Source organism: Microbacterium xylanilyticum (assembly GCF_054654695.1).
Map to the genome: position 1 here is coordinate 2,990,108 of NZ_BAAIEN010000002.1, position 20,920 is coordinate 3,011,027.

Consider the following 20,920-nt stretch of genomic DNA (forward strand, 5'->3'; position numbering starts at 1 on the left):
ATCCCTAGGCCGCGCAAGAACCTGGAGACATTGTGAGCTACGTCGTCGGATCCGCAGAAGTTGAGCTCGTCCCGTCCGCGAAGGGCTTCGACGCGAAGGCCGACGCCCTGATCGGTGAACTGAGGGCATCGGTCCAGCTGGACCCCGACATTCTCGGGCTCCGCGCCCGCGTGGCAGAGATCACCGACCTGAAAGTCGGCGTTGACGTGGACCTGCACGATGCGCTGGCGCGGGCTGAGCTGGATGAGCTGACCCACCCCCGCGTCGCGCCCGTCGTCGCGGACGGCCCCGGTGGTGGTGGCCCTGGTGGGAGTGGGGACGGCGGGCCGCCGGATGCCCAGGGCATGCAGGGTTTGATGCAGGCAGCGCTCGCGCTCTCTCCGGCGTTGGTCCCGATTGCATCGGTCGCGACCGGCGCGGCGCTCGGGCTCGCCGCCATGGTCAGCGCCGCAACGCTCGGGGTCGGCGCGCTGGCAGGCGTCACCGTGGCCGCGCTCGCCACCAACGACGGATTCAAGAACGCCTTGCAGCCCTCCCTGGACGGGCTCAAAGGCGCGTTCGACAACCTCGTCAACGCGAACCAGGGCGCGATCCTCGCCCCCCTGCAGTCGGGGCTGCAGTTGCTCGCGTCGATCCTCCCGCAGCTCTCCCCGCTGCTGCAGGCGGGCTCTCAGGCGCTCGTGGCGCTCATGAAGCCGATCCAGGATGCCGTGAACAACGGGGAGTTCTCGAAGTTCATCGCGCAACTCACGCCCCTGGTGGGACCAGCGATAACCGGATTCGGGAAGATCTTGGAGAACGTTGCCCTCGGGCTCGGGCGCATGATGGCCGCCTTCGCCCCGTTCGGGCGAACACTGCTCGATGGGCTCGTGAAGATGTCGGCGGCCTTCGCTGACTTCGCCAACACGCAGGCGTTCAAGGACTTCCTGGCCACCGTCATGAAGGAAGCGCCCATGGTGGCGAGCTTTCTCGGGGCGTTGCTTGCCGTGGTCGGGCCGCTGCTGCAGGCCCTCGCGCCTCTCGGAGAAGTGATCCTGCAGCTGCTCACCCCGGCGCTCGGGATCCTTGGCCAGCTCCTCCAGCCGCTCATCCCGCTCTTCACCGCGATCTCTCCGCTGATCGCCGCCCTGGTGCCGCCCGCCACGCTGATCACGCAAGTCATCGTCGCGCTGCTCGTGCCGGTGCTGCAGGTGCTCGTCGCCGTCCTGACGGCCGTCATCACGTGGATCACCGATGCCGTCAACTGGCTCGTGAAGCTCGCCACCGGGAACCAGGAAGCCGGGGACCAACTGCAGGCCGTCTGGGGCGCCGTCATGTCGTTCTTCGCAGGCGTCGGCCAGTTCTTCGCAGGCATCTGGAACGGGCTCGTGCAGGGCGTCTCCAACATGGTGTCGTCCGTCGTCCAGTGGTTCAACTCCCTCCCCGGCACGATCCTGGGCATCTTCGCCAGCGCCGGACAATGGCTGCTCGACACGGGCGCTCAGATCGTGCAGGGGCTGTGGAATGGCATCAGGAACGCCTGGGACGGGTTCCTGGGCTGGATCCGGGGCATGATCGATCAGATTCCGAAGGCGGTTCGCGACGTGCTCGGCATCGCGTCGCCGTCGAAGGTCTTCGCGGAAATCGGCGGATACGTCGGGCTCGGCCTTCAGCAGGGCATGACGTCATCCATCGGTACGGCACTCGACTCCGCAAAGACACAGCTCCGCAACGGCATCCCCGGTATCACGGCGACCGCCAGCGCGACCATGGCGGCGCAGCTCGACATGTCCACCCTGGGCGGCGGGACCGCAAGCACCACTAACGACCGATTGGCCAAGATCGAGGGCTACTTGCAGAGCATGGCGGGCAAGGCCTTCACCGCCAGGGAGCTGGCATCGGCCAACCGGGTCCAGGCTCGAACGGGAAGTGCCTGATATGGATGCTGACGCCGCAGCGCTGCTCGCTGCACTCACCAACCTGGACCGTGTGACCGACGACGCACAGGCCGACGCCGTGGCACTCACCACGGCCCTGATGAACGATGACCTACTGGCCGTCGCTCAGGTCACGCTGACGATGGACACCGCCGAACGTCTCGCAGCATGCATGTCGCTCGCAACGATGCTGTCACGCTGCTGCACCGCGCTCGGCATCACCCCGGCCGACTTGATCAGGAAGGCCGAGACATGACCGGCACCGCACGCGAACAGGGGGGGGGACCGGGGTAACCCCCCGCCCCCCGGCCTCTAGGGCGACTCGCGTATACGGGCTCCCATCCAGCGTGCTAATCGCAGCATCGCCGGTTTTCAGCCAGCCAGCCCACGAGCTGGGATCCGCATTCAACGATTCAGACAAGGAGGCCGGACGATGGCCACACCGAAGCAGCTCCGCGCTCCCGCAGGGCTCGGATCCGCAGGCCGCGCGCTATGGAGGCAGATCGCAGCCGACTGGGCCGAGAACAACGTGCTGCCGGACGCTCGCGAACATCGGCTGCTCGCTGACGCCTGCCACGAGGCCGACGTTCTCGCGCTGCTGCAGGAGGAGCTGGCCGCAGCAACCGCTGCAGGCACCTTGACGACGCGCGGGAGCATGGGGCAGCTGGTGACGCATCCGCACGTCGCGGAGGCCCGCCGCAGCCGCGCTCAGATCGCGGCGAACCTCCGCCAACTGCAGCTCGACGTGCCGGAGGCGAAGGAGGAGGGGCGGAAGTACCGCACCCGCTCTGAGCAGGCTCGTGCTGCTGCTGATGCAAGGTGGCGGGCTCGTGGTTAGGGCTGCTGGGCCGCGCCGGGGCCGTGTCGATCCGGTTGTGCAGGCCATCCGGGAGGCGCATGTGGCCCGCAGGGACCGCGACGTGTCCCAGTGGCATACGGAGGCCAACGAAGCCGCCTGGAGCGCCGAGCGGGCATCCTGGGATGCCGGGGAGGACATGATTCTGACCAGCTCCGAGCTGTTCTCCGACTGCATGTTCGCCGGACTCGACGCCGAGGCCTCCAAGCACATTCACGCGACCGATCCCGAGGACGCGCGCCTCTGGCTGGTCCCTGGCTTGTCGGGCGGCCCGTTGGTCGAGGTCGAGTTGTACGACGGCGAGCTGTTCGACGTCATCACCGGTCGGCGGATCCCGTGACCGGGGAGTCGCCGCCCTCCGAGCGTGACGAGGGCCGCGAGGCGTGGCGGGTCGATGCCCTGTGCGCGGAGACGGACCCGGAAGCGTTCTTCCCGGAGAAGGGCGGATCCACGCGCGAGGCAGGGCGCGCGCAATGACCTGAAGTCAACTTCCGGGTCCCGGGACCCGAAGGTCGAGGTCCGTCCCCGTGATATCGCCGCCGAAGCCATCGGCATGGGGGAGGCGTCCTACCGGCGCATGAAGACGCTGGTGACGACCGCGACCGACGAAACCCAGCCCATTGAGACGAGAGAGGCAGCGCGTGAGGCCGTGGAGAACATCGACACGGGCGCTCAGATCCTCCAGCGCCGTGCCGAGAACGCTCTCGGTATCGCCCTCCGCGATGGGCAGGCGGATGGGTCGATCCGGAGTCAGGGCATGGGTAACGTGCACGCCCCTGGCGTCGCGGGGAGCACCAAGGGCACTTCTGCGACAGGCACAGAAGTGCCCGCCTCACCCTACGACTTCGCTACTCATGCCGAGCTGTACGGCAACACCCGGAACGGGAGCGGCAATGGGATCCGCGAAGGGCAGGCACCGGCTTGTCACTTCGGCGGCATCATCCCCGCGACCTCGCGCAGCGCGTCGGCCAGCGCGAGCGCCTGGAGGCCGCTCAGATCGCCTAGGGCACGCTGGTAGTCCAGGGATACCCGGACGCCGTCCACGTCGCTCCAGATGGCCGCCAGCGTCGCGATGAGTTGCCCTTCCGCGACGACGGCGACCGTGGGGCCGGTGGCCGTCCCGTCGATGATCTCGGACCAGAGTGTGTTCGTCATGCCGTTGATCTTCCTCAGGTTTCGCGCAACGGTAAGACCCCCGGCCGGACGACTTCTATTAGACGGGTAGCCTGGCCCGATGATCCTCGCGCCGAACTGCCCCGAGTGCCTGGAGCCGATGCAGCTGCACCCGCGGTTCCCGATCTGGTGGTGCGAACAGTGCCAGGTGAAGCTCTCCCCCGAAGACGTCGAGCCTGAGTTCTAGACCTATGCTCTAACTGACCAACGATGGCCATCGTGGCGATCGCATACTCCGCCGTCGCGGCTCCCGTCTCGTCGCCGAACAGCCGCGCGGCGCGCCGCCGGGTCAACGGCGGGAGCTGCGTCACCGGGTTGGGATTCGTCTGTTCCATGGTCTTCCTTCTCTCTTCTCTCGGACGACGGCGCCGGCCGGCGCCGTCGGGGTTCAGGCGAACGGCAGCGGCGTCGTCGACAGCACGCTGAGGATCAGGGGGGCCACGCCGAGGAGCATGAACGCCGGCAGCGTGCAGGCGCCGAGCGGGAGCAGCAGGCGCGAGCTCAGCCGCGCCGCCCCCGTCCGCCCCGCCGTGCGGGCGTCCCGGCGGGCGCGATCCGCCTCGGCGCGCAGCAGCTCCACCGCGGGCACGCCGGCCGCTGCGGACAGACGCAGCACGCGCTCGATCGTCTCCTCGGCGGCCGCCGGGTCGTCGCCCTCGGCCAGCTCCTGCTCCACGAGGGCGCGGGCCCGCGGGATCGCCGTGCCGCCGGTGAGCGCGACGACGAGGAGCTCCGCGCGCACCCCCGGGATCCCCGGCGGCGGGGCCGCCCGGCGGACCATCGCACGAGTCCATGCCCGTGCGAGCAGCAGCAGTGACAGACCTGCCACCAGCAGGATCCACCCCGCCGGCCGGGTGAGGAGCACCGTCACGGTGTCGAAGCCGAGCGCGGTGCCGAGGAGCAGCCCCACGAGCGGGAGCCACAGCATGAGACGTGCGGTGCCCGCGGGCTCGGCGAGGGCGACCGACACCTCGTCGCGGATATCGCCGGCGCCCTCGAGCGCGGAGGCGATCGCCCGGAGCACTTCGCCGAGCGGAGCGCCGACCGTGCCCGCGATGCCCCACGCCGCTGCCACGATGCGCCAGAAGCCGCCCTGCGCGCGGATCGCCTCGACCAGCGGGCGCCCGTGCTCCTCCGCTTCGGTCACCACCTCCACCGCGACGGCGGCCCCGCTCTCGGCCAGATGCCGCCAGGCGGACAGGGGCGCCGCGCCCGCCTGCAGCAGCACCGCCAGCGTCCGCACGACCTCGGCCACCTCGGCCTCGCGGACGCGCACCGTGCGCCGCGGCAGCCTGAGGCGCCGCCCCCGCGCGTGTGATCTGAAGAGCGGGCCCGAGCGCCGCGCGGTCCGCGTCGGTCCCCCGCCACGATCCATGCTCCTCACCACGGCCGCACCTCCTCGATGCCCAGGTGCTCGCCGTCCAGCCTCAGCGCCCCCACCTGCGCGAGCCGACGGACACTGCCGCCTGCGCGCACCAGGTGCAGCACGTACGCGAAGGCGCTGACGGCCTGCCGGGCGAGGGCGGGCGGATCCATCCCGGCGAGCGCGCCGAGCGCCTCCAGACGCGCCGGCACATCGGCGAGCCCGCTCGCGTGCAGCGTGCCCGCTCCGCCGTCGTGGCCGGTATTGAGCGCGGTCAGCAGATCCCGGATCTCCTCGCCGCGGCACTCGCCCACGATGAGACGGTCGGGCCGCATCCGCAGCGACTCTCGCACCAGCCGGGCGACCGTGATGGCGCCGACGCCCTCGAGGTTCGGCTGCCGCGCCTCGAGGGAGACGTGGTGCGGGTGTCGGGGCCGCAGTTCCGCGACATCCTCGATGGTCACGATCCGCTCGTGCGGCGGCACGTGCGCGAGCAGCGCCGCGAGCATGGTGGTCTTGCCGGTCCCGGTTCCCCCGGTGATCAGCACGTTCCTGCGAGCGGCGACCAGATGCTCCAGCCAGACCCGCTGCGCCGCGTCGATCGCGCCCAGGCGACCCAGATCGTCCAGATCGGCCGCGCGCACCCGCGGGATCCGCACCGAGACCGCCGTCCCGGTGGTGGCGACTGGCGCGAGCACGGCATGCACACGCACGCCCGACGCCAGCCGCACGTCGACACAGGGCGCCTGGTCGTCCAGGTGTCGGCCGCCGAGCGCGACCAGGCGCACGGCGAGTTCGCGCACCTCGCGTTCCGACGCGCTCCACCCCGCCACGGGCTCGGCGCCGGCACCGCGATCCAGGAACAGGCCGCCCGCCCCGTTGAGGAAGAGGTCGGTCACCCGCGGATCGGTGGCATGCACGGCCAGTTCGCCGAAGGCCGGATCCAGCTCGAGCTGGTCGACGCTGCCGGTGGAACCGCGGGGGACGATCACGAAGGGCGAGGGCATGACCCGACGCTAGGCACCCGCCGGGTCCCGCAGAGCGGGCTGCGCGCATCCCGTGCAGAAGTCCGCGCCCGCAGCGCCTGTGCAGGGCGAGGGACGCCGGGCGGGAACCGGGGAAGTCGAGCGTGGACCGGGGGCGTCGGGCGGGAACCGAGGGCGGGAGCCTCGGAAACGGAAGTGGGCGGCACCCCACGGGGGGAATGGGATGCCGCCCAGCCGCGGTGGACGGAGGGGGGCCGTCGCTGCCACGGGAAAGCCGGATTCGAATGATCGGCCGTCGGACAGTGTACGACTGAAAAGAGACCGAACAAAACGAACGACGCTACCGACTTCCGGCGGTATTGAGGGACGATGGGCACGGCTAGATTCACCGATGTCGTGGCCTACGCCCCGACGCATCACCGCCGCAAAGGAGCGCCCTGTCACATGAGCAGCCAGATCGATCACGTCTTCGATGAGACCCGTGTGTTCCCGCCCTCTCCTGAATTCGCGGCAGCAGCCGTCGCGCAGCCCGAGATCTACTCGGAAGCCGCCACCGATCGCGAGGCGTTCTGGGCGAAGCAGGCGCGGGAGCTGCACTGGCACACCCCGTTCACCCAGGTGCTGGACTGGTCGACGCCGCCGTTCGCGAAGTGGTTCGCCGACGGCGAGCTGAACGTCGCCTACAACTGCCTGGACCGCCACGTGGAGGCCGGCGACGGCGACCGCGTCGCCCTGCTCTGGGAGGGCGAGCCCGGCGACGAGCGCCGCATCACCTACGCCGAGCTCACCGCCGAGGTCAAGCGCCTCGCGAACGTGCTGGAGGGTCTCGGCGTCGGTCACGGCGACCGCGTCGCGATCTATCTCCCGATGATCCCCGAGGCCGTCGCCTCGATGCTCGCCGTGGCCCGCATCGGCGCGATCCACTCCGTCGTGTTCGGCGGGTTCAGCGCGGACAGCCTGCGCTCGCGCATCGACGACGCCGGCGCGAAGGTCGTCATCACGGCGGACGGCGGATACCGCAAGGGCAAGGCGTCCCCGCTGAAGCCGACCGTGGACCAGGCGCTGGCGGACCGCGGCGAGGGCGAGCAGCAGACGGTCGAGCACGTCATCGTCGTGAAGCGGTGCGAGAACGAGATCGAATGGGACGATGCCCGCGACATCTGGTACCACGAGGCCGTCCCTGCCGCGTCCGATGAGCACGAGGCCCAGGCGTTCCCCGCGGAGAACCCCCTGTTCATCCTGTACACCTCCGGCACCACCGGGAAGCCGAAGGGCATCCTGCACACCTCCGGCGGATACCTCACCCAGGCGTCGTACACGCACCGCGTCGTCTTCGACCTCAAGCCGGAGACGGATGTGTACTGGTGCACGGCCGACATCGGCTGGGTCACCGGCCACTCCTACGTGACCTACGGGCCGCTCGCGAACGGCGCCACCCAGGTCATGTACGAGGGCACCCCGGAGACCCCGCAGCAGGGCCGCTGGTGGGACATCATCCAGAAGTACGGCGTGACCACCCTCTACACCGCGCCGACCGCGATCCGGTCGTTCATGAAGCTCGGTCGCGAGATCCCGAACCGGTACGACCTGTCCAGCCTGCGCCTGCTCGGATCGGTCGGCGAGCCGATCAACCCGGAGGCGTGGATCTGGTACCGCGACGTGATCGGCGGCGGACGCACGCCGATCGTGGACACCTGGTGGCAGACCGAGACCGGCGCCATCATGGCCTCTCCCCTGCCCGGCGTCACCGCGACCAAGCCGGGCTCGGCGCAGGTTGCGCTGCCGGGGATCTCCATCGACGTCGTGGACGACGACGGCAACTCCGTGGGCGTCGGCGGCGGTGGCCTGCTGGCGATCACCGAGCCGTGGCCGAGCATGCTGCGCGGCATCTGGGGCGACCCGGAGCGCTTCGTCGAGACGTACTGGGAGAAGTTCGCCGAGAAGGGCTACTACTTCGCCGGCGACGGAGCCCGCTTCGACGAGGACGGCGACCTCTGGCTGCTCGGCCGCGTCGACGACGTGATGAACGTCTCCGGCCACCGCCTGTCCACGGCGGAGATCGAGTCGGCCCTGGTCGCCCACGAGGCGACCGCCGAGGCCGCAGTGGTGGGCGCGTCCGACGAGACCACGGGACAGGCCGTCGTCGCCTTCGTCATCATCAAGGAGAGCTACATCAGGGCGCACTCCCCCGAGGGCCTCGCCCACCAGCTGCGCGGCTGGGTCGGCGAGCAGATCGGCCCGATCGCCCGTCCGCGCGACGTATACATCGTCGGCGAGCTGCCGAAGACCCGCTCCGGCAAGATCATGCGCCGCCTGCTGCGCGACGTCGCGGAGGGCCGTGAGGTCGGCGACACCACGACTCTCGCCGACACCGCGGTGATGAGCGTGATCTCGGCCCAGGTCAAGTAGGCCGCCGGTCTACGACAAGACCCCCGATCCGGTCCCTGAGCTTGTCGAAGGGCCCGGATCGGGGGTCTTGTCGATGGGTCAGGCGAGGGTGAAGACCACCTCGACCTCGACGGGGCTGTCGAGGGGCAGCACCGCGACGCCCACGGCGGCGCGGGCGTGCTTACCGGCATCGCCGAAGATCTCGCCGAGCACCTCGCTCGCGCCATTGATGACGCCGGGCTGGCCGGAGAACGACGGGGCCGAGGCGACGAACCCGCCCACGCGCAGCACGCCGCCGATCCGGTCCACACCGCCGGCAGCATCCGCCGCGGCGGCGAGGGCGTTCAGAGCGCACAGCCGTGCGAGCCCCTTGGCGTCCTCCGCCGGAACCTCGGCACCGACCTTGCCGGTCGCGGGGAGCGACCCCGACACGAACGGCAGCTGCCCCGAGGTGTACACGAGTCCGGCGTGCACCCGGGCGGGCACGTATGCGGCCACCGGTGCGGCAACGGCCGGAAGCTCGATGCCGAGCTCGGCGAGGCGGGAACTGATGGTCATGCGTTGTCTCCTTCGAACTGACGAGCGGCCTCCGCGGCGGCGCCGAGACCCGTGTTGGCGGCCGCGTCGCCGCCGACCGGACGCTTGAGATACGCCACGAGCCCGCCCTCGGGACCGGTGACGACCTGGACGAGCTCCCACCCCTGCTTGCCCCAGTTGTTCAGGATCGCGGCGGTGTTGTGGATCAGCAGCGGAGTGGTGAGGTACTCCCACGTGGTCATGGTTCTCCCGGAGGGACGGACGCGCGCGGGCGCGTCAAAGTTTGCATTCAGGGAACTCCCCTACGATCAAGCGTATGCCTCAGACCAAACGCACGCTCACCGGTGTGCTCAGCGGCCTGGCCGGCCTCGTCGGTCTCAGCGTCGTCGCCGGTGTGCTCGTGACGGCCGCCGTCACTCCGGTGTTCGCGGTGACCGGCGCGACCGCCGCTCAGTCGATCGACCTGTTCGAGGGCCTGCCCTCCAACCTGAAGGTCGACCGTCCGATGCTGCCGACGACGATCTACGCGAAGGACGCCAACGGCACCGACCAGGTCATGGCGCGCTTCTACGACCAGAACCGCGTCCCGGTGAAGTACGACCAGGTCGCGCCCGTGCTGTACGACGCGCTGCTCGCCAGCGAGGACAAGAACTTCTACTCGCACGGCGGCATTGACATCGCCGGCACGCTCAAGGCGATCGTCGGCAACGTGACCGGATCCGCCACCAACGGCGGATCCTCGATCAGCCAGCAGTATGTGAAGAACGTGCTGCTGCAGGAGTGCGAGAAGGGCGTCGCGCTCGACGACAAGAAGCGCGACGACAAGCTGCACCAGTGCTGGGTCGATGCGGCTTCCGCCGTCGGTTCCAAGGGCATCGCGCGCAAGCTGCAGGAGATCCGCTATGCGACGGCGATCGAGAAGCAGTACTCCAAGCAGGACATCCTCATCGGGTATCTCAACCTGGTGAACTTCGGCGGCACGGTCTACGGCATCGAGGCCGCCGCGCAGCGCTACTTCAGCGTCTCGGCATCGCAGCTCAACGCCGTTCAGGCCGCCACCCTCGTCGGCATGGTGCAGAACCCGAACGCGTTCCGCATCGACCTGCCCGGCGGAACGTACGACTGCGACAAGGACGGCAAGAACTGCAAGAACTCGCAGGCCGACGGCTACCACGACACTCTTGTGCGCCGGAACTACGTGCTGAGCCGGATGCACACGCTCGGCAAGATCACGACGGCCGAGTACGAGGAAGCCAAGAAGCAGCCGGTCGCTCCGGTGATCAAGGCTCCGAGCTCGGGTTGCGGCGATGCCGGGAGCAACGCCTTCTTCTGCCAGTACGTGAAGGCGACCCTCGAGAACGACCCGTCGCTCGACTCGGTGCTCGGACCGACCAAGGACCGCTCCGACAAACTCCTGCGCGGTGGTCTGAACGTTTACACGACGCTCTCCGCCCCCATGCAGGCAGCGGCGGTGCAGGCGATGGCCGATCACACCACGCCGACCATCGAGGGCATGGACTTCGGCGCTGCCGCGACCACGATCGATCCCAAGACGGGCCGGATCCTCGCCATCGCACAAAACACCGGCTTCACTGAGGAACAGACAGACACCGCCACCAGCGGTCTGACGTCCATCGTCTACGCCGCCGACTCCGCGCATGGCGGTGGCATCGGCTTCTCCGTGGGTTCGACGTACAAGATCTTCACGCTTCTCGACTGGCTGGAGAAGGGCCATTCCGTGCGGGAGACGCTGGCGGCTCCCGTGAAGAACTACACCATGAAGTGCGGCACCTCGACGATGTCGACGGGCGACACCCCGATCAAGAACTTCCAGAACCGCAGCGGCTACACCGGCACCCCAATGGAGTTCACGCGCGACTCGCTCAACAGCGGGTTCTTGGCGATGGCATCGAAACTGGATATCTGCGAGATCAACCAGTTGGCCCAGCGCATGGGTGTGCATCTCGGCGACGGCGGCAGCGTGACCGACGAGAACGTGCCTTACGACGTGCTCGGTCCGAAGAACATCGCCGCGCTCGACATGGCTTCCGCGTACGCCGCGGTCGCCAACAACGGCACCCGTTGCGAACCGCACGCGATCGACAAGATCACGGGGCCCGACGGTTCCGAGCTGCCGATCCCTCCGACTACGTGCACTCAGGTCATCAAGCCCGAGATCGCGGCAACCGCCGCCTACGCGCTGCAGGGCGTCATGAACTCGGGCGGCACCGGATCGCGCGCGAACCCTGACGACGGCACCCCGCTGATCGGCAAGACGGGTACCCACGAGAGCGCGCAGACCATGCTGGTGGATTCATCCACCGCCGCGACCACGGCCGTGTGGGTAGGCCAGGCCAACGGCAACGCAGACATCTACGACTTCTACTCGCACGACGTGAACGTCCCCGACATTCGTTACGGGCTCAGCCGCCAGATCACGGGGGCGGCCGACGAGCTCTTCCCCGGCGGGCCGTTCCCTGATCCGGCGCAGAGTCTACTCAAGCAGTCGTACACGAATCTGCCGAACGTCGTCGGCATGACCGTCGACCAGGCGACGCAGACGCTCGAGGGCGTCGGGTTCTCGGTTTCGGTTGGTGCCCCCGTGCAGAGCAATCTGCCGACCGACCAGGTGGCGCAGCAGGATCCAGGTCCGGGTCAGGTGGTCTCCGGCAGCACCATCACGATCAGCCCGAGCAACGGGCAGGGCGCGACCGTGCCGAACGTCGTCGGCATGACCATGGGCGACGCCGCGAACGCGCTCAAGACAGCGGGCTTCCAAGCGGTGAAGGGCGCCTGCACGCCCGGTAACGGCGACGAATCCGGCACAGTGACGGCGACGAATCCGGCAGCCGGCACCGCCGCCCCGAAGGGATCCTCCGTCACGCTGAACTACACGACGAAGAACTGCAAGCCATGACGTCTGCTCGCGCCACGCGTCCGGCCCTCATCGCACTCGGTGCGGTGGGGGCCGCCGGTGTCGCGGCGGCGACCTGGGGCATCGGCATCGAGCGTTACCTGTTCACGCTGCGCCACGCCACGGCGCGGTCGCTGCCGGCAGGATCCCGCCCGCTGCGGATCCTGCACGTCTCGGACGCGCACATGGCGCCGTGGCAGTACCGCAAGCAGCGCTGGCTCGCCTCGCTCGCCCAGCTGCGACCCGACCTCGTCGTGAACACCGGCGACAACCTCGGTCACGAGCGCGGCCTCGAGGGCGTGCGCGCCGCGTTCGCACCGTTCGCGGGCATCCCGGGCGTCTTCGTGCACGGCTCGAACGACGTGCACGCGCCGTCGCCGCGCAATCCGTTCCGGTACTTCATGGGGCCGTCGGCACGGGTGCCCACCGCCCCGAAGCTCGACACCGCCGCGATGGACGCCTTCTTCACGGACGAGCTGGGCTGGACCGACCTGAACAACACGGCCGCCACCCTCACGGTCGCCGGCTCGCGCATCGACCTGTTCGGCGTGGACGACGCGCATCGCGACTGGGACGACCTCGAGGCGCTGCCGTCGGCGATCGACGCGCTGGGCCCCCGTTCTGCCGACATACCCGTGCTGGGCGTGACGCATGCGCCGTATCAGCGCGTGCTGAACGCGTTCACGGATCTCGGCGCCGACGCGATCCTCGGCGGTCACACGCACGGCGGCCAGGTGTGCATCCCGGGGTTCGGGGCCGTCGTCGCGAACTGCGACATCCCGCTGAAGCAGGCCAAGGGTCTCAGCTCCTGGTCGCACGCCGGACGCACCGTGCCGCTCAACGTGAGCGCCGGGTGCGGGCACTCGATCTACGCCCCGGTCCGGTTCGCCTGCCGCCCCGAGGCCACCCTGCTCACGCTGCTGCCGCGCGACTGAGAACGTCGGCGTCCGCCAGGGGCACCGCACACGTCTTCGAGCGGCACTGGGTGCGCTCGACGTTGGTCTAGAAGGCACCGCACGATATCGAGCGGCACTGCGTGCGCTCGACGCCGGTCCAGGAGAGCACCGCACTTCTTCGAGCGGCACTTCGTGCGCTCGACGCTTGCCCGCAACGGCACCGGTGAGGGGGTTGCGTCTACGATCGCCCCCCGGGCGATCTGCAGGTCTGGTCACCAGGGGTGCTCCCCCGGCGCCTCTCCACACGTCGCATTCGCGACGCGTGGAGCCTCTGCGCTGGGGCCCCGCCTGACTTACCGAGACAACGAGAGAGGGACCGACCCTCTGGGTCGGTCCCTCTCTCGTTGGTCGGGGTGACAGGATTTGAACCTGCGGCCTCTTCGTCCCGAACGAAGCGCGCTACCAAGCTGCGCCACACCCCGCGGCAACCGTTCAAGTCTATACGGAGCGAGGCGTCGGTGCGAATCGAGGCGGAACCCGCGCGTGGCGCTGTCGCTGTCTTCCCTTAAGTGCAGGAGCCATGCCGCAAGATGCAGGAGCGGGACGCGGAATCGACGGGAACGCCCGCGAGATCATGCGGGCGATCGTCCGGCCAAGACGATGCTCCTGCAGTTCGTTCGCAGGATCCTGCATTTCTCACGACAGCCCGGCGCAGCAGCACCTCGACGGCTCCGCTCAGGCTTCTCCCGTATCCTGGAACCGTTATGACGACGCCACGCCTGGTCGCCTTCGACCTCGACGACACCCTCGCCGCCTCCAAGAGCGCGATCGAACCGCGCATCGCCGCTCTCCTGCTCGCCCTCGCCGAGCGCGTCGAGGTCGCGATCATCTCGGGCGGCAACGAGGAGCAGTTCCGCACCCAGGTCGTCTCGCGCCTCGGGGACGCCGGCGCCGCGACCCTTCAGCGCATCCACCTGCTGCCCACCTGCGGCACCCGCTACCTCCGCCACGACGGGAACGGATTCGCGCTGGTCTACGCCCGCGACCTCAGCACCGAGCAGAAGGACGCCGCCCTGGCCGCCCTCGAGGAGGAAGCCCGTCGCCTCGGCCTGTGGGAGAGCGAGACGTGGGGTCCCATCCTCGAGGACCGCGGATCCCAGATCACCTTCTCCGCCCTCGGCCAGCGCGCCCCGCACGACGCGAAGAAGGCCTGGGACCCGGACGGATCCCGCCGCGCCGCGCTCCGCGACGCCGTGGCCCTTCGCGTGCCCGACCTGGAGGTCCGCTCCGGCGGATCCACCTCGATCGATATCACCCGCGCGGGCATCGACAAGGCCTACGGGATGACCGAGCTCGCCGAACGCACGGGCATCCCCTTCGCCGAGATGCTGTTCTACGGCGACCGCCTCGACGAAGGCGGCAACGACTACCCCGTGAAGGCCCTCGGCGTGCCCTGCGTCGCCGTCGACGGCTGGGAGGACACCGCGGACCGCCTCGACGCGCTCCTGCCGACCCTGAGCGCTCCCGCGCCCACGGCGGCCTCCTGACCGCCCCCCGCGGACGCTCAGGACCTCAGGACAGCGCGAGGATCCGCTCGGCGTAGCGGTCGAGGGATCTGCTCGCCGCGGCCTCCTCGGGCCGGTTCAGGTAGCCGTGCGTCGTACCCGGCTCGATCGACACGTCGACCGGCACCCCGGCCTCGGCGAGCGTCCGCGCGAACGCCTCTCCCGACACGCGCAGCTCGTCGACCTCCGCGTTGATCATGATCACCGGCGGGAAGCCGACGAGCTCGCCCGGGGAGGCGAGGCCCGGCGCCGCTGACGACATCGCCTCCTCCGCGGGCAGCCCGAGGTAGTTCTCGTACATCCCGCGCACCGACTCCGGACCGAACACGTCCGCCGCAGGATCCGCATCCAGAGCCGCGCGCAGCGCCGGATCCGGCGCCGGCTGCACGGCGAGCAGAGTGGGGTACGCCAGCAGGGCGAGCGCGGGGCGGACGTCTCCGTCGGCGACGAGGCGCAGCGTTCCTGCCGCGGCGAGGTTGCCCCCGGCGCTGGTGCCGCCGATCGCCCAGGGCCCCTCGGCGAGGCCCGATCCGGTCGCCCAGTGGAACGCCGCGACCACATCCTCGACGGGCACGGGATGGCGGAAGCCGTTCACGCCATCGCGCCCCGGGGCGCCCGCGAGCGGGGGCGCCAGCCGGTAGTCGACCGAGACCACCGCGATCCCCCGGGCGGCGAAGGAGCGCGCGACCCAGTCCGCCTCGGGCATGTCCAGGTCGCCGGCCCAGAAGCCGCCGCCGTGCAGCCAGACCAGGCCAGGGCCGGCCGGCTCGTCCGGCGTGTAGGCTCGGGCCGGGATGGGGCCGTGCGGGCCCGGGATCCGGTGCTCCTCGACGCGCAGCGCCGCGCCAGCGGTCATCGTGCCACGGCCCCCGCGACGGCCGGGTTCACCGGCACCAGACGCGTGAGCTGCGTCACGTGGCGCGGCTCGAGCTCGGCGAGCGAGGAGACCCCGAGCAGCCGCATGGTCCGCTCGATCTCGCTGCGCAGGATCTCGATGGCCCGGTCGACGCCGCGACGGCCGCCGGCCATCAGGCCGTACAGGTACGCCCTGCCGATCAGCGTGAAGTCCGCACCGAGGGCCACCGAGGCGACGATGTCGGCGCCGTTCATGATGCCGGTGTCGATCATGACGGTGAAGTCGTCGCCGACCGCAGCCCGCACCTGGGGCAGCAGGTGGAACGGGATCGGCGCGCGGTCGAGCTGGCGGCCGCCGTGGTTGGACAGCACGACGCCGTCGACCCCGTGCGTGTCCTTCAGTCGCACGGCGTCCTCGACGGTCTGCACGCCCTTCACGACGAGCTTGCCCGGCCAGATCTCCCGGATCACGGCGAGGTCGTCGTAGCCGATCGTCGGATCCATGGCGGCGTCCAGCAGCTCGCCGACCGTGCCGCCGGTCGTCGACAGCGAGGCGAACTCCAGCTTGGGCGTGGTCAGGAAGTCGATCCACCACCAGGGGCGCGGGATCGCGTTGATGATGGTGCCGAGGGTGAGCTGCGGCGGGATCGAGAAGCCGTTGCGCTTGTCCCGCAGCCGGGCGCCCGCCACGGGCGTGTCCACCGTGAACATCAGCGTGTCGAATCCGGCCTCTGCCGCACGGCGGGTGAGCCCGTACGAGATCTCGCGCTCGCGCATCACGTAGAGCTGGAACCAGTTGCGCCCGGCGGGGTTGGTCTTCTTGACGTCCTCGATCGAGGTGGTGCCGAGCGTGGAGAGGGTGAACGGGATTCCCGCTGCGGCCGCGGCACCGGCGCCGGCGACCTCGCCCTCGGTCTGCATGAGCCGGGTGAAGCCGGTCGGGGCGATGCCGAACGGCAGCGCACTGGGGCCGCCGAGAACCGTGGTCGACGTGTCCAGCAGCGGTGCGGGCGCGAGGATCCCGGGGTGGAACTCCACGTCCTGGAACGCCTGCCGAGCCCGCGCGAGCGACAGCTCGCCCTCGGCCGCGCCGTCGGTGTAGTCGAAGGCCGCCTTCGGCGTGCGCCGCTTCGCGATCGTGCGGAGGTCGGCGATCGTGAGCGCCGCCTGCAGCCGGCGCTTCGTGCCGTCGAGCTCGGGCGCCTTGAACTTCATCAGCTCGAAGATCTCGGCGGGGTTCGGGAGCTGGCGCTGCACCATCTGTGTGGTCCTTCCGATCAGGCGGGGATGTCGCCCTCGCGGGCGAGGTCGGTGGCGGCGTAATAGCCGGTGATGTGGTCGCGGACGAGTGCGGCAGCGTCGTCGCCGCGGCCCTCGTCGATGGCGCGCACGATGTCGCGGTGCTCGACGCGGAGCCGATCGGCCATCCGCGGCCAGTCCGTGAGACGTGCGGATCCCGCCCGCACGTACGATTCGATGCTGTCGCGCAGGCCGGTCATCATCGCCGCGACCACGGCGTTGCCGCTCGCCTCGGCGAGGGCGAGATGCAGCTGCGCGTCGAGGGCGAGGAAGTCGTCGGCTCCGAGGTCGGCTTCCATGGCGTCGAGGATCCGGTGCGCCGCGACAGTGTCCCGCGGTCCGGCGGCGAGCGCGGCCACGACGGCCTGCTCGAGCACGAGGCGGGTTCCGACGACGTCCGCGATCGGGAAGCCCTGCGCGGCGACCTGCAGGCGCAGCAGCGCCGACAGCGCTCCCCCGGGCGCGGCGATGACGATCGCTCCCGCCTGCGGGCCGGATCCGGTCGAGGTGCGGATCAGGCCCATCACCTCGAGCACGCGGATCGCCTCGCGCACGCTGGAGCGGCCGACGCCCAGCTCCGCCGCGAGGTCGCGTTCGCTGGGCAGGCGGTCCCCCGGTCCGAGCTCGCCGTCGAGCAGGCGCCGCTCGACGTGCTGAAGCACCGCGCGCCAGGTGCGGGCGGGGGCGTCGCTGCCGTCGGGCATGGGTCCTCCTGTGGTCTGACCACAGGATAGAACGTGTGGTCAGACCACGCAAGCCGGAGGTACCGCCGTCAGCTCAGACGGCAGCCGGAGGCGCCGCGGTCAGCCCAGGCGCCCGCCGGACTCCTCGAGGTAGCAATGGCCGCAGAGCGATTCGTACGTGACGGCCTCGCCGTCGATCGCGACCTGGTCGCCGTCGAACACGAACCGGTCCCCGACCCTGCGTCCGTTGAACACCGCCTTGCGACCGCAGCGGCAGATCGTCTTCAGCTCCTCGAGGGTGTGCGCGATCGCCAGCAGCCGTCCGGATCCGGGGAACGCCTGGGTGAGGAAATCGTTGCGGATCCCGTAGGCGAGCACGGGGATCTCGTCCTCCACCGCGATGCGGAAGAGGTCGTCGATCTGCTCGGGCTCGAGGAACTGCGCCTCGTCGACGAGGAGGCACGCGATGTCGGACCCGTCCTCTCGCGCCTTCTCGCGCTCGGCACGGAACAGGTTCCGCGCGCTCTCGCCTGCGGCGATCAGGAAGTCGACCTCGCGGGTCATCCCCAGTCGGCTCTCGATCTGGCTGGCGCCCTTGGTGTCGATCGCCGGCTTGGCCAGCAGGACCCCCTGCCCCCGCTCCTCGTAGTTGTACGCCGCCTGCAGCAGCGCCGTGGACTTGCCGGAGTTCATCGCCCCGTAGCGGAAGTACAGCTTGGCCACGGCGCGCGATCAGGCGGTCAGATCGAGCGTCTTCGCGGTGGCGCCCATTGACGCCGCGGCGTCGGCCGGCGAGTCGTTCAGCTTCTCGCCGAGCGTGGGGATCAGCTCCTGGAGCTTCGGCTCCCACGCCGCGTACTGCTCCGGGAAGCAGCGCTGCAGCACGTCGAGCATGACGGGCACCGCGGTCGAGGCGCCCGGCGAGGCGCCGAGCAGGCCGGCGATGGTGCCGTCGGCGGCCGCGACGACCTCCGTGCCGAACTGCAGCTTGCCGCCCTTCATCACCTGGGCGCGCTGCCCGGCCTGGAGCAGCTCCCAGTCGCCGTCCTCCGCGGTCGGCATGAACTCGCGCAGGGTCGCCACCTTGCGCCGGTGCGTCTTGAGCAGCTCGCTGACCAGGTACTTGATGAGGTCGAAGTTGGTGAAGGCGACCTTGAGCATGCTGCCCAGGTTGTGCGTGCGCACCTGGGTGACGATGTCGAGCATGTGGCCTTGCTTGAGGAACTTCGGGCTGAATGTCGCGAACGGGCCGAACAGCAGGCTGGTCTCGCCGTCGACGACGCGGGTGTCCAGGTGCGGCACCGACATCGGCGGGGCGCCGACGGGGGCCTGCGAGTACACCTTGGCCTTGTGCTTGGCGACGATCGCGGGGTTGGACGTCTTCAGCCACTGGCCGCCGATCGGGAAGCAGCCGTATCCCTTGATCTCGGAGATGCCCGAGCCCTGCAGCAGCTTGAGCGCCCAGCCGCCGGCGCCGACGAACACGAACTTCGCGTTGAGTTCGCCCGGGGTGTTCCCGATCGTGTTGCGGTAGCGGACCTTCCAGGAGCCGTCCTTCTGCTTCCGGAGCTTGCGCACCTCGTGGTTGCGCAGCAGCGTGAAGTTCTCGCTCTCGGCGAGGTGGTCGAACAGCTGATGCGTGAGGGATCCGAAGTCCACGTCGGTGCCGCTGGGCACGCGCGTCGCCGCGAACGGCTCGCCCTTGCGACGCTTCTCCATCAGCAGCGGCGCCCACTGGTTGATGACACGGGAGTCCTCGCTGTACTCGATTCCCGCGAACAGCGGCTGCTCCTTGAGGATCTCGTAGCGGCGGCGCAGGTAGTCGACGTCCTTCTGCCCGCGCACGAACGTCATGTGCGGCGTGGAGTTGATGAACGTGCTGGGCGCGTCGAGCACGCCGCGGTCGACGAGAGTCGACCACAGCTGACGGCTGAGCTGGAACTGCTCGTTGATGCCGATCGCCTTGGCCGGGTCGAGCGCGCCGTCCTTGCCCTCGGGCATGTAGTTCAGCTCGCACAGGGCGGCGTGGCCCGTGCCAGCGTTGTTCCACGCGTTCGAGCTCTCCTCGGCGACTTCGCCCAGGCGCTCGAAGGCCACGACCTTCCAGTCGGGCTGGAGCTCGCGGAGCAGGGTTCCGAGGGTGGCGCTCATGATGCCACCGCCGATGAGGACGACGTCGACGGATTCAGTCACGCGTTCAGTCTAGTTCGCCGCACGAGCCGCCATATTCGCCCGGGCGGCCATCCCGCGGCGCACATTCGCCACCCCGGACATCAGGAGCGCCGGCCCTCCGGTGGGGAGTGCCAGCGCTCCACGATCCGCGGTGTCGCGTCCGTCGATTCAGACGGCGGGCGTCGCGGCTCCGGCGTGCAGACGCTCTGCGACGAGCTCCGCCACCTGGACGGCATTCAGCGCGGCGCCCTTGCGCAGGTTGTCGTTGCTGATGAAGAGCACCAGACCCTTGCCCTCCGGAGCGGACTGATCGGCGCGGATCCGGCCGACGTAGCTCGGGTCCTTGCCTGCGGCGTACAGCGGCGTGGGAACCTCCTCGACCACGACGCCCGGGGCGTCGGCGAGCACCTCGTACGCGCGCTGCGGGGTGATGTCGTCGCGGAACTCGGCGTTGATCGACAGCGAGTGCCCGGTGAAGACCGGCACCCGCACGCAGGTGCCGGCGACGCGCAGGTCGGGCAGGCCGAGGATCTTGCGGCTCTCATTGCGGAGCTTCTTCTCCTCGTCGGTCTCGTTCAGCCCGTCGTCGACGACGGAGCCGGCGAGCGGGATGACGTCGAAGGCGATCGGCGCGACGTACTTCTCCGGCTGCGGGAAGTCGAGCGCGGATCCGTCGTGCACGAGCCGCAGGGTGTCGCCCTGCGCGAGCACGCCCTCGAGCTGACCGAGGAGCTCCTGCGCGCCGGCGAGACCGGATCCGCTCACCGCCTGGTACGTGGACACGATGAGACGCTCGAGGCCCGCCTCGGCGTGCAGCGCCTTGAGCACGGGCATCGCGGCCATCGTGGTGCAGTTCGGGTTCGCGATGATGCCCTTGGGGGTCTCCGCGATGGCCTCGGGGTTCACCTCGCTGACGACGAGGGGGACCTCCGGATCCATCCGCCACGCGCTGGAGTTGTCGACGACGATCGCGCCGGCCGCGGCGAAGCGCGGCGCGTAGGCGCGGCTCGCGGTGGCACCGGCGGAGAACAGCGCGATCTCGACGCCGGCGGGGTCGGCGGTCTCGACGTCCTCGACGATGACGGGGATGCCGCCGAAGTCGATGGCCGTGCCGGCGGACCGGGCGGAGGCGAACAGGCGCAGTTCGCGGATGGGGAAGGAGCGCTCCGCGAGGATGTCGCGCATGACGGTGCCCACCTGGCCGGTGGCGCCGACGATGGCGACGGAGAATCCTGAGTCGGAGATGCGGGTCATGGGGATGCTGTTCCTCGGCTTGGCGCCGCGACGGGCGGCGGACGAGACGCAGGCGCGGTCGCC

General features: G+C 69.9%; 20 protein-coding genes, 1 tRNA gene and 2 pseudogenes. 10 read left to right on the top strand and 13 right to left on the bottom strand.

Going from position 1 to position 20,920, the window contains the following annotated elements:
* The first annotated feature begins 32 nt into the window (after positions 1–32).
* The 5 genes and pseudogenes from ACYQ1L_RS15000 to ACYQ1L_RS15020 form a co-directional block, all read left to right on the top strand.
* Positions 33–1,916, top strand: a complete 1,884-nt coding sequence (locus ACYQ1L_RS15000; RefSeq protein WP_460004865.1) for a phage tail protein — start codon at positions 33–35, stop codon at positions 1,914–1,916.
* A 1-nt stretch (position 1,917) separates the two neighbouring features.
* Positions 1,918–2,172, top strand: coding sequence for a hypothetical protein (locus tag ACYQ1L_RS15005; RefSeq protein WP_460004866.1), 255 nt, complete (start codon positions 1,918–1,920; stop codon positions 2,170–2,172).
* Between the two features lie 177 nt (positions 2,173–2,349).
* Positions 2,350–2,754, top strand: coding sequence for a hypothetical protein (locus ACYQ1L_RS15010; RefSeq protein ID WP_460004867.1), 405 nt, complete (start codon positions 2,350–2,352; stop codon positions 2,752–2,754).
* Positions 2,717–3,112, top strand: a complete 396-nt coding sequence (locus tag ACYQ1L_RS15015) for a hypothetical protein (RefSeq protein WP_460004868.1) — start codon at positions 2,717–2,719, stop codon at positions 3,110–3,112. Before ACYQ1L_RS15010 ends, ACYQ1L_RS15015 begins: the two co-directional genes overlap by 38 nt.
* Positions 3,109–3,234: pseudogene (locus ACYQ1L_RS15020) on the top strand (WhiB family transcriptional regulator); the annotation flags it as partial. The gene ACYQ1L_RS15015 and the pseudogene ACYQ1L_RS15020, both read left to right, overlap by 4 nt.
* Positions 3,235–3,696: 462 nt before the next feature.
* Here the strand turns inward: ACYQ1L_RS15020 and ACYQ1L_RS15025 are convergent.
* Positions 3,697–3,927, bottom strand: coding sequence for a hypothetical protein (locus ACYQ1L_RS15025; RefSeq protein WP_460004869.1), 231 nt, complete (start codon positions 3,925–3,927; stop codon positions 3,697–3,699).
* Positions 3,928–4,006: 79 nt separating this feature from the next.
* On the opposite strand from ACYQ1L_RS15025, the gene ACYQ1L_RS15030 reads away from it, so the two are divergent.
* Entirely contained in the window at positions 4,007–4,132 is a 126-nt protein-coding gene (locus ACYQ1L_RS15030; protein ID WP_460005871.1) for a hypothetical protein, read from the top strand.
* A gap of 19 nt (positions 4,133–4,151) precedes the next feature.
* On the opposite strand, the pseudogene ACYQ1L_RS15035 reads toward ACYQ1L_RS15030, so the two are convergent.
* The 3 genes and pseudogenes from ACYQ1L_RS15035 to ACYQ1L_RS15045 all read right to left on the bottom strand — a co-directional run.
* Positions 4,152–4,280 (bottom strand): annotated as a pseudogene (locus ACYQ1L_RS15035) (DUF4244 domain-containing protein); the annotation flags it as partial.
* Positions 4,281–4,333: 53 nt separating this feature from the next.
* Complete coding sequence (locus ACYQ1L_RS15040; protein WP_460004870.1) at positions 4,334–5,221, bottom strand: type II secretion system F family protein; 888 nt, start codon at positions 5,219–5,221, stop codon at positions 4,334–4,336.
* A gap of 104 nt (positions 5,222–5,325) precedes the next feature.
* Positions 5,326–6,315: a TadA family conjugal transfer-associated ATPase gene (locus ACYQ1L_RS15045; RefSeq protein WP_460004871.1), complete on the bottom strand. Its 990-nt coding sequence runs from the start codon at positions 6,313–6,315 to the stop codon at positions 5,326–5,328.
* A gap of 423 nt (positions 6,316–6,738) precedes the next feature.
* Between ACYQ1L_RS15045 and acs the strand changes: the two genes are divergently transcribed.
* Positions 6,739–8,703, top strand: coding sequence for an acetate--CoA ligase (gene acs / locus ACYQ1L_RS15050; RefSeq protein WP_460004872.1), 1,965 nt, complete (start codon positions 6,739–6,741; stop codon positions 8,701–8,703).
* A 78-nt stretch (positions 8,704–8,781) separates the two neighbouring features.
* Here the strand turns inward: acs and ACYQ1L_RS15055 are convergent, their stop codons facing one another.
* Both ACYQ1L_RS15055 and sp36 read right to left on the bottom strand, forming a co-directional pair.
* Positions 8,782–9,240 carry a RidA family protein gene (locus ACYQ1L_RS15055; protein ID WP_159575241.1) on the bottom strand — a complete coding sequence of 153 codons (459 nt, stop codon included), beginning with the start codon at positions 9,238–9,240 and terminating at the stop codon, positions 8,782–8,784.
* Positions 9,237–9,461 carry a Sp36 family protein gene (gene sp36 / locus ACYQ1L_RS15060; protein WP_045249527.1) on the bottom strand — a complete coding sequence of 75 codons (225 nt, stop codon included), beginning with the start codon at positions 9,459–9,461 and terminating at the stop codon, positions 9,237–9,239. Before sp36 ends, ACYQ1L_RS15055 begins: the two co-directional genes overlap by 4 nt.
* Positions 9,462–9,535: 74 nt before the next feature.
* Here sp36 and ACYQ1L_RS15065 point away from each other — a divergent pair, with 74 nt between their 5' ends.
* Positions 9,536–12,136: a transglycosylase domain-containing protein gene (locus tag ACYQ1L_RS15065; RefSeq protein WP_460004873.1), complete on the top strand. Its 2,601-nt coding sequence runs from the start codon at positions 9,536–9,538 to the stop codon at positions 12,134–12,136.
* A complete protein-coding gene (locus tag ACYQ1L_RS15070; protein WP_460004874.1) occupies positions 12,133–13,068 on the top strand; it encodes a metallophosphoesterase in 936 nt (311 codons plus the stop codon). The genes ACYQ1L_RS15065 and ACYQ1L_RS15070 overlap by 4 nt, the downstream gene beginning before the upstream one ends.
* Before the next feature lie 366 nt (positions 13,069–13,434).
* On the opposite strand, the gene ACYQ1L_RS15075 is transcribed toward ACYQ1L_RS15070, so the two are convergent.
* Positions 13,435–13,511, bottom strand: a tRNA-Pro gene (locus ACYQ1L_RS15075).
* A 282-nt stretch (positions 13,512–13,793) separates the two neighbouring features.
* Between ACYQ1L_RS15075 and ACYQ1L_RS15080 the strand changes: the two genes are divergently transcribed.
* Entirely contained in the window at positions 13,794–14,576 is a 783-nt protein-coding gene (locus tag ACYQ1L_RS15080) for an HAD-IIB family hydrolase (protein ID WP_460004875.1), read from the top strand.
* Between the two features lie 25 nt (positions 14,577–14,601).
* On the opposite strand, the gene ACYQ1L_RS15085 is transcribed toward ACYQ1L_RS15080, so the two are convergent.
* From ACYQ1L_RS15085 to ACYQ1L_RS15110, 6 genes are all read right to left on the bottom strand, one after another.
* Positions 14,602–15,450 carry an alpha/beta hydrolase fold domain-containing protein gene (locus tag ACYQ1L_RS15085; RefSeq protein WP_460004876.1) on the bottom strand — a complete coding sequence of 283 codons (849 nt, stop codon included), beginning with the start codon at positions 15,448–15,450 and terminating at the stop codon, positions 14,602–14,604.
* On the bottom strand, positions 15,447–16,709 hold the full coding sequence (locus ACYQ1L_RS15090) for an alpha-hydroxy acid oxidase (RefSeq protein WP_460004877.1): 1,263 nt from the start codon (positions 16,707–16,709) through the stop codon (positions 15,447–15,449). Before ACYQ1L_RS15090 ends, ACYQ1L_RS15085 begins: the two co-directional genes overlap by 4 nt.
* A gap of 17 nt (positions 16,710–16,726) precedes the next feature.
* Entirely contained in the window at positions 16,727–17,452 is a 726-nt protein-coding gene (locus ACYQ1L_RS15095) for a FadR/GntR family transcriptional regulator (protein ID WP_460004878.1), read from the bottom strand.
* A 99-nt stretch (positions 17,453–17,551) separates the two neighbouring features.
* Positions 17,552–18,154 (bottom strand): thymidine kinase, encoded by a 603-nt coding sequence (locus tag ACYQ1L_RS15100; protein ID WP_460004879.1) that lies wholly within the window; start codon positions 18,152–18,154, stop codon positions 17,552–17,554.
* A 9-nt stretch (positions 18,155–18,163) separates the two neighbouring features.
* Positions 18,164–19,624, bottom strand: a complete 1,461-nt coding sequence (gene mqo, locus ACYQ1L_RS15105; RefSeq protein ID WP_460004880.1) for a malate dehydrogenase (quinone) — start codon at positions 19,622–19,624, stop codon at positions 18,164–18,166.
* Positions 19,625–19,771: 147 nt separating this feature from the next.
* Positions 19,772–20,857: an aspartate-semialdehyde dehydrogenase gene (locus tag ACYQ1L_RS15110; RefSeq protein ID WP_460004881.1), complete on the bottom strand. Its 1,086-nt coding sequence runs from the start codon at positions 20,855–20,857 to the stop codon at positions 19,772–19,774.
* Positions 20,858–20,920 lie beyond the last annotated feature (63 nt).

Excerpts from the sequence above, each read along its gene's own strand:
- ACYQ1L_RS15055 (WP_159575241.1), bottom strand. The coding sequence starts at position 9,240 with ATGACCATCAGTTCCCGCCTCGCCGAGCTCGGCATCGAGCTTCCGGCC.
- ACYQ1L_RS15090 (WP_460004877.1), bottom strand. The coding sequence starts at position 16,709 with ATGGTGCAGCGCCAGCTCCCGAACCCCGCCGAGATCTTCGAGCTGATG.
- ACYQ1L_RS15045 (WP_460004871.1), bottom strand. The coding sequence starts at position 6,315 with ATGCCCTCGCCCTTCGTGATCGTCCCCCGCGGTTCCACCGGCAGCGTC.
- ACYQ1L_RS15080 (WP_460004875.1), top strand. The coding sequence starts at position 13,794 with ATGACGACGCCACGCCTGGTCGCCTTCGACCTCGACGACACCCTCGCC.
- ACYQ1L_RS15070 (WP_460004874.1), top strand. The coding sequence starts at position 12,133 with ATGACGTCTGCTCGCGCCACGCGTCCGGCCCTCATCGCACTCGGTGCG.
- ACYQ1L_RS15065 (WP_460004873.1), top strand. The coding sequence starts at position 9,536 with ATGCCTCAGACCAAACGCACGCTCACCGGTGTGCTCAGCGGCCTGGCC.
- ACYQ1L_RS15010 (WP_460004867.1), top strand. The coding sequence starts at position 2,350 with ATGGCCACACCGAAGCAGCTCCGCGCTCCCGCAGGGCTCGGATCCGCA.
- ACYQ1L_RS15005 (WP_460004866.1), top strand. The coding sequence starts at position 1,918 with ATGGATGCTGACGCCGCAGCGCTGCTCGCTGCACTCACCAACCTGGAC.
- acs (WP_460004872.1), top strand. The coding sequence starts at position 6,739 with ATGAGCAGCCAGATCGATCACGTCTTCGATGAGACCCGTGTGTTCCCG.
- ACYQ1L_RS15095 (WP_460004878.1), bottom strand. The coding sequence starts at position 17,452 with ATGCCCGACGGCAGCGACGCCCCCGCCCGCACCTGGCGCGCGGTGCTT.
- ACYQ1L_RS15110 (WP_460004881.1), bottom strand. The coding sequence starts at position 20,857 with ATGACCCGCATCTCCGACTCAGGATTCTCCGTCGCCATCGTCGGCGCC.
- ACYQ1L_RS15025 (WP_460004869.1), bottom strand. The coding sequence starts at position 3,927 with ATGACGAACACACTCTGGTCCGAGATCATCGACGGGACGGCCACCGGC.
- ACYQ1L_RS15030 (WP_460005871.1), top strand. The coding sequence starts at position 4,007 with ATGATCCTCGCGCCGAACTGCCCCGAGTGCCTGGAGCCGATGCAGCTG.
- sp36 (WP_045249527.1), bottom strand. The coding sequence starts at position 9,461 with ATGACCACGTGGGAGTACCTCACCACTCCGCTGCTGATCCACAACACC.
- ACYQ1L_RS15085 (WP_460004876.1), bottom strand. The coding sequence starts at position 15,450 with ATGACCGCTGGCGCGGCGCTGCGCGTCGAGGAGCACCGGATCCCGGGC.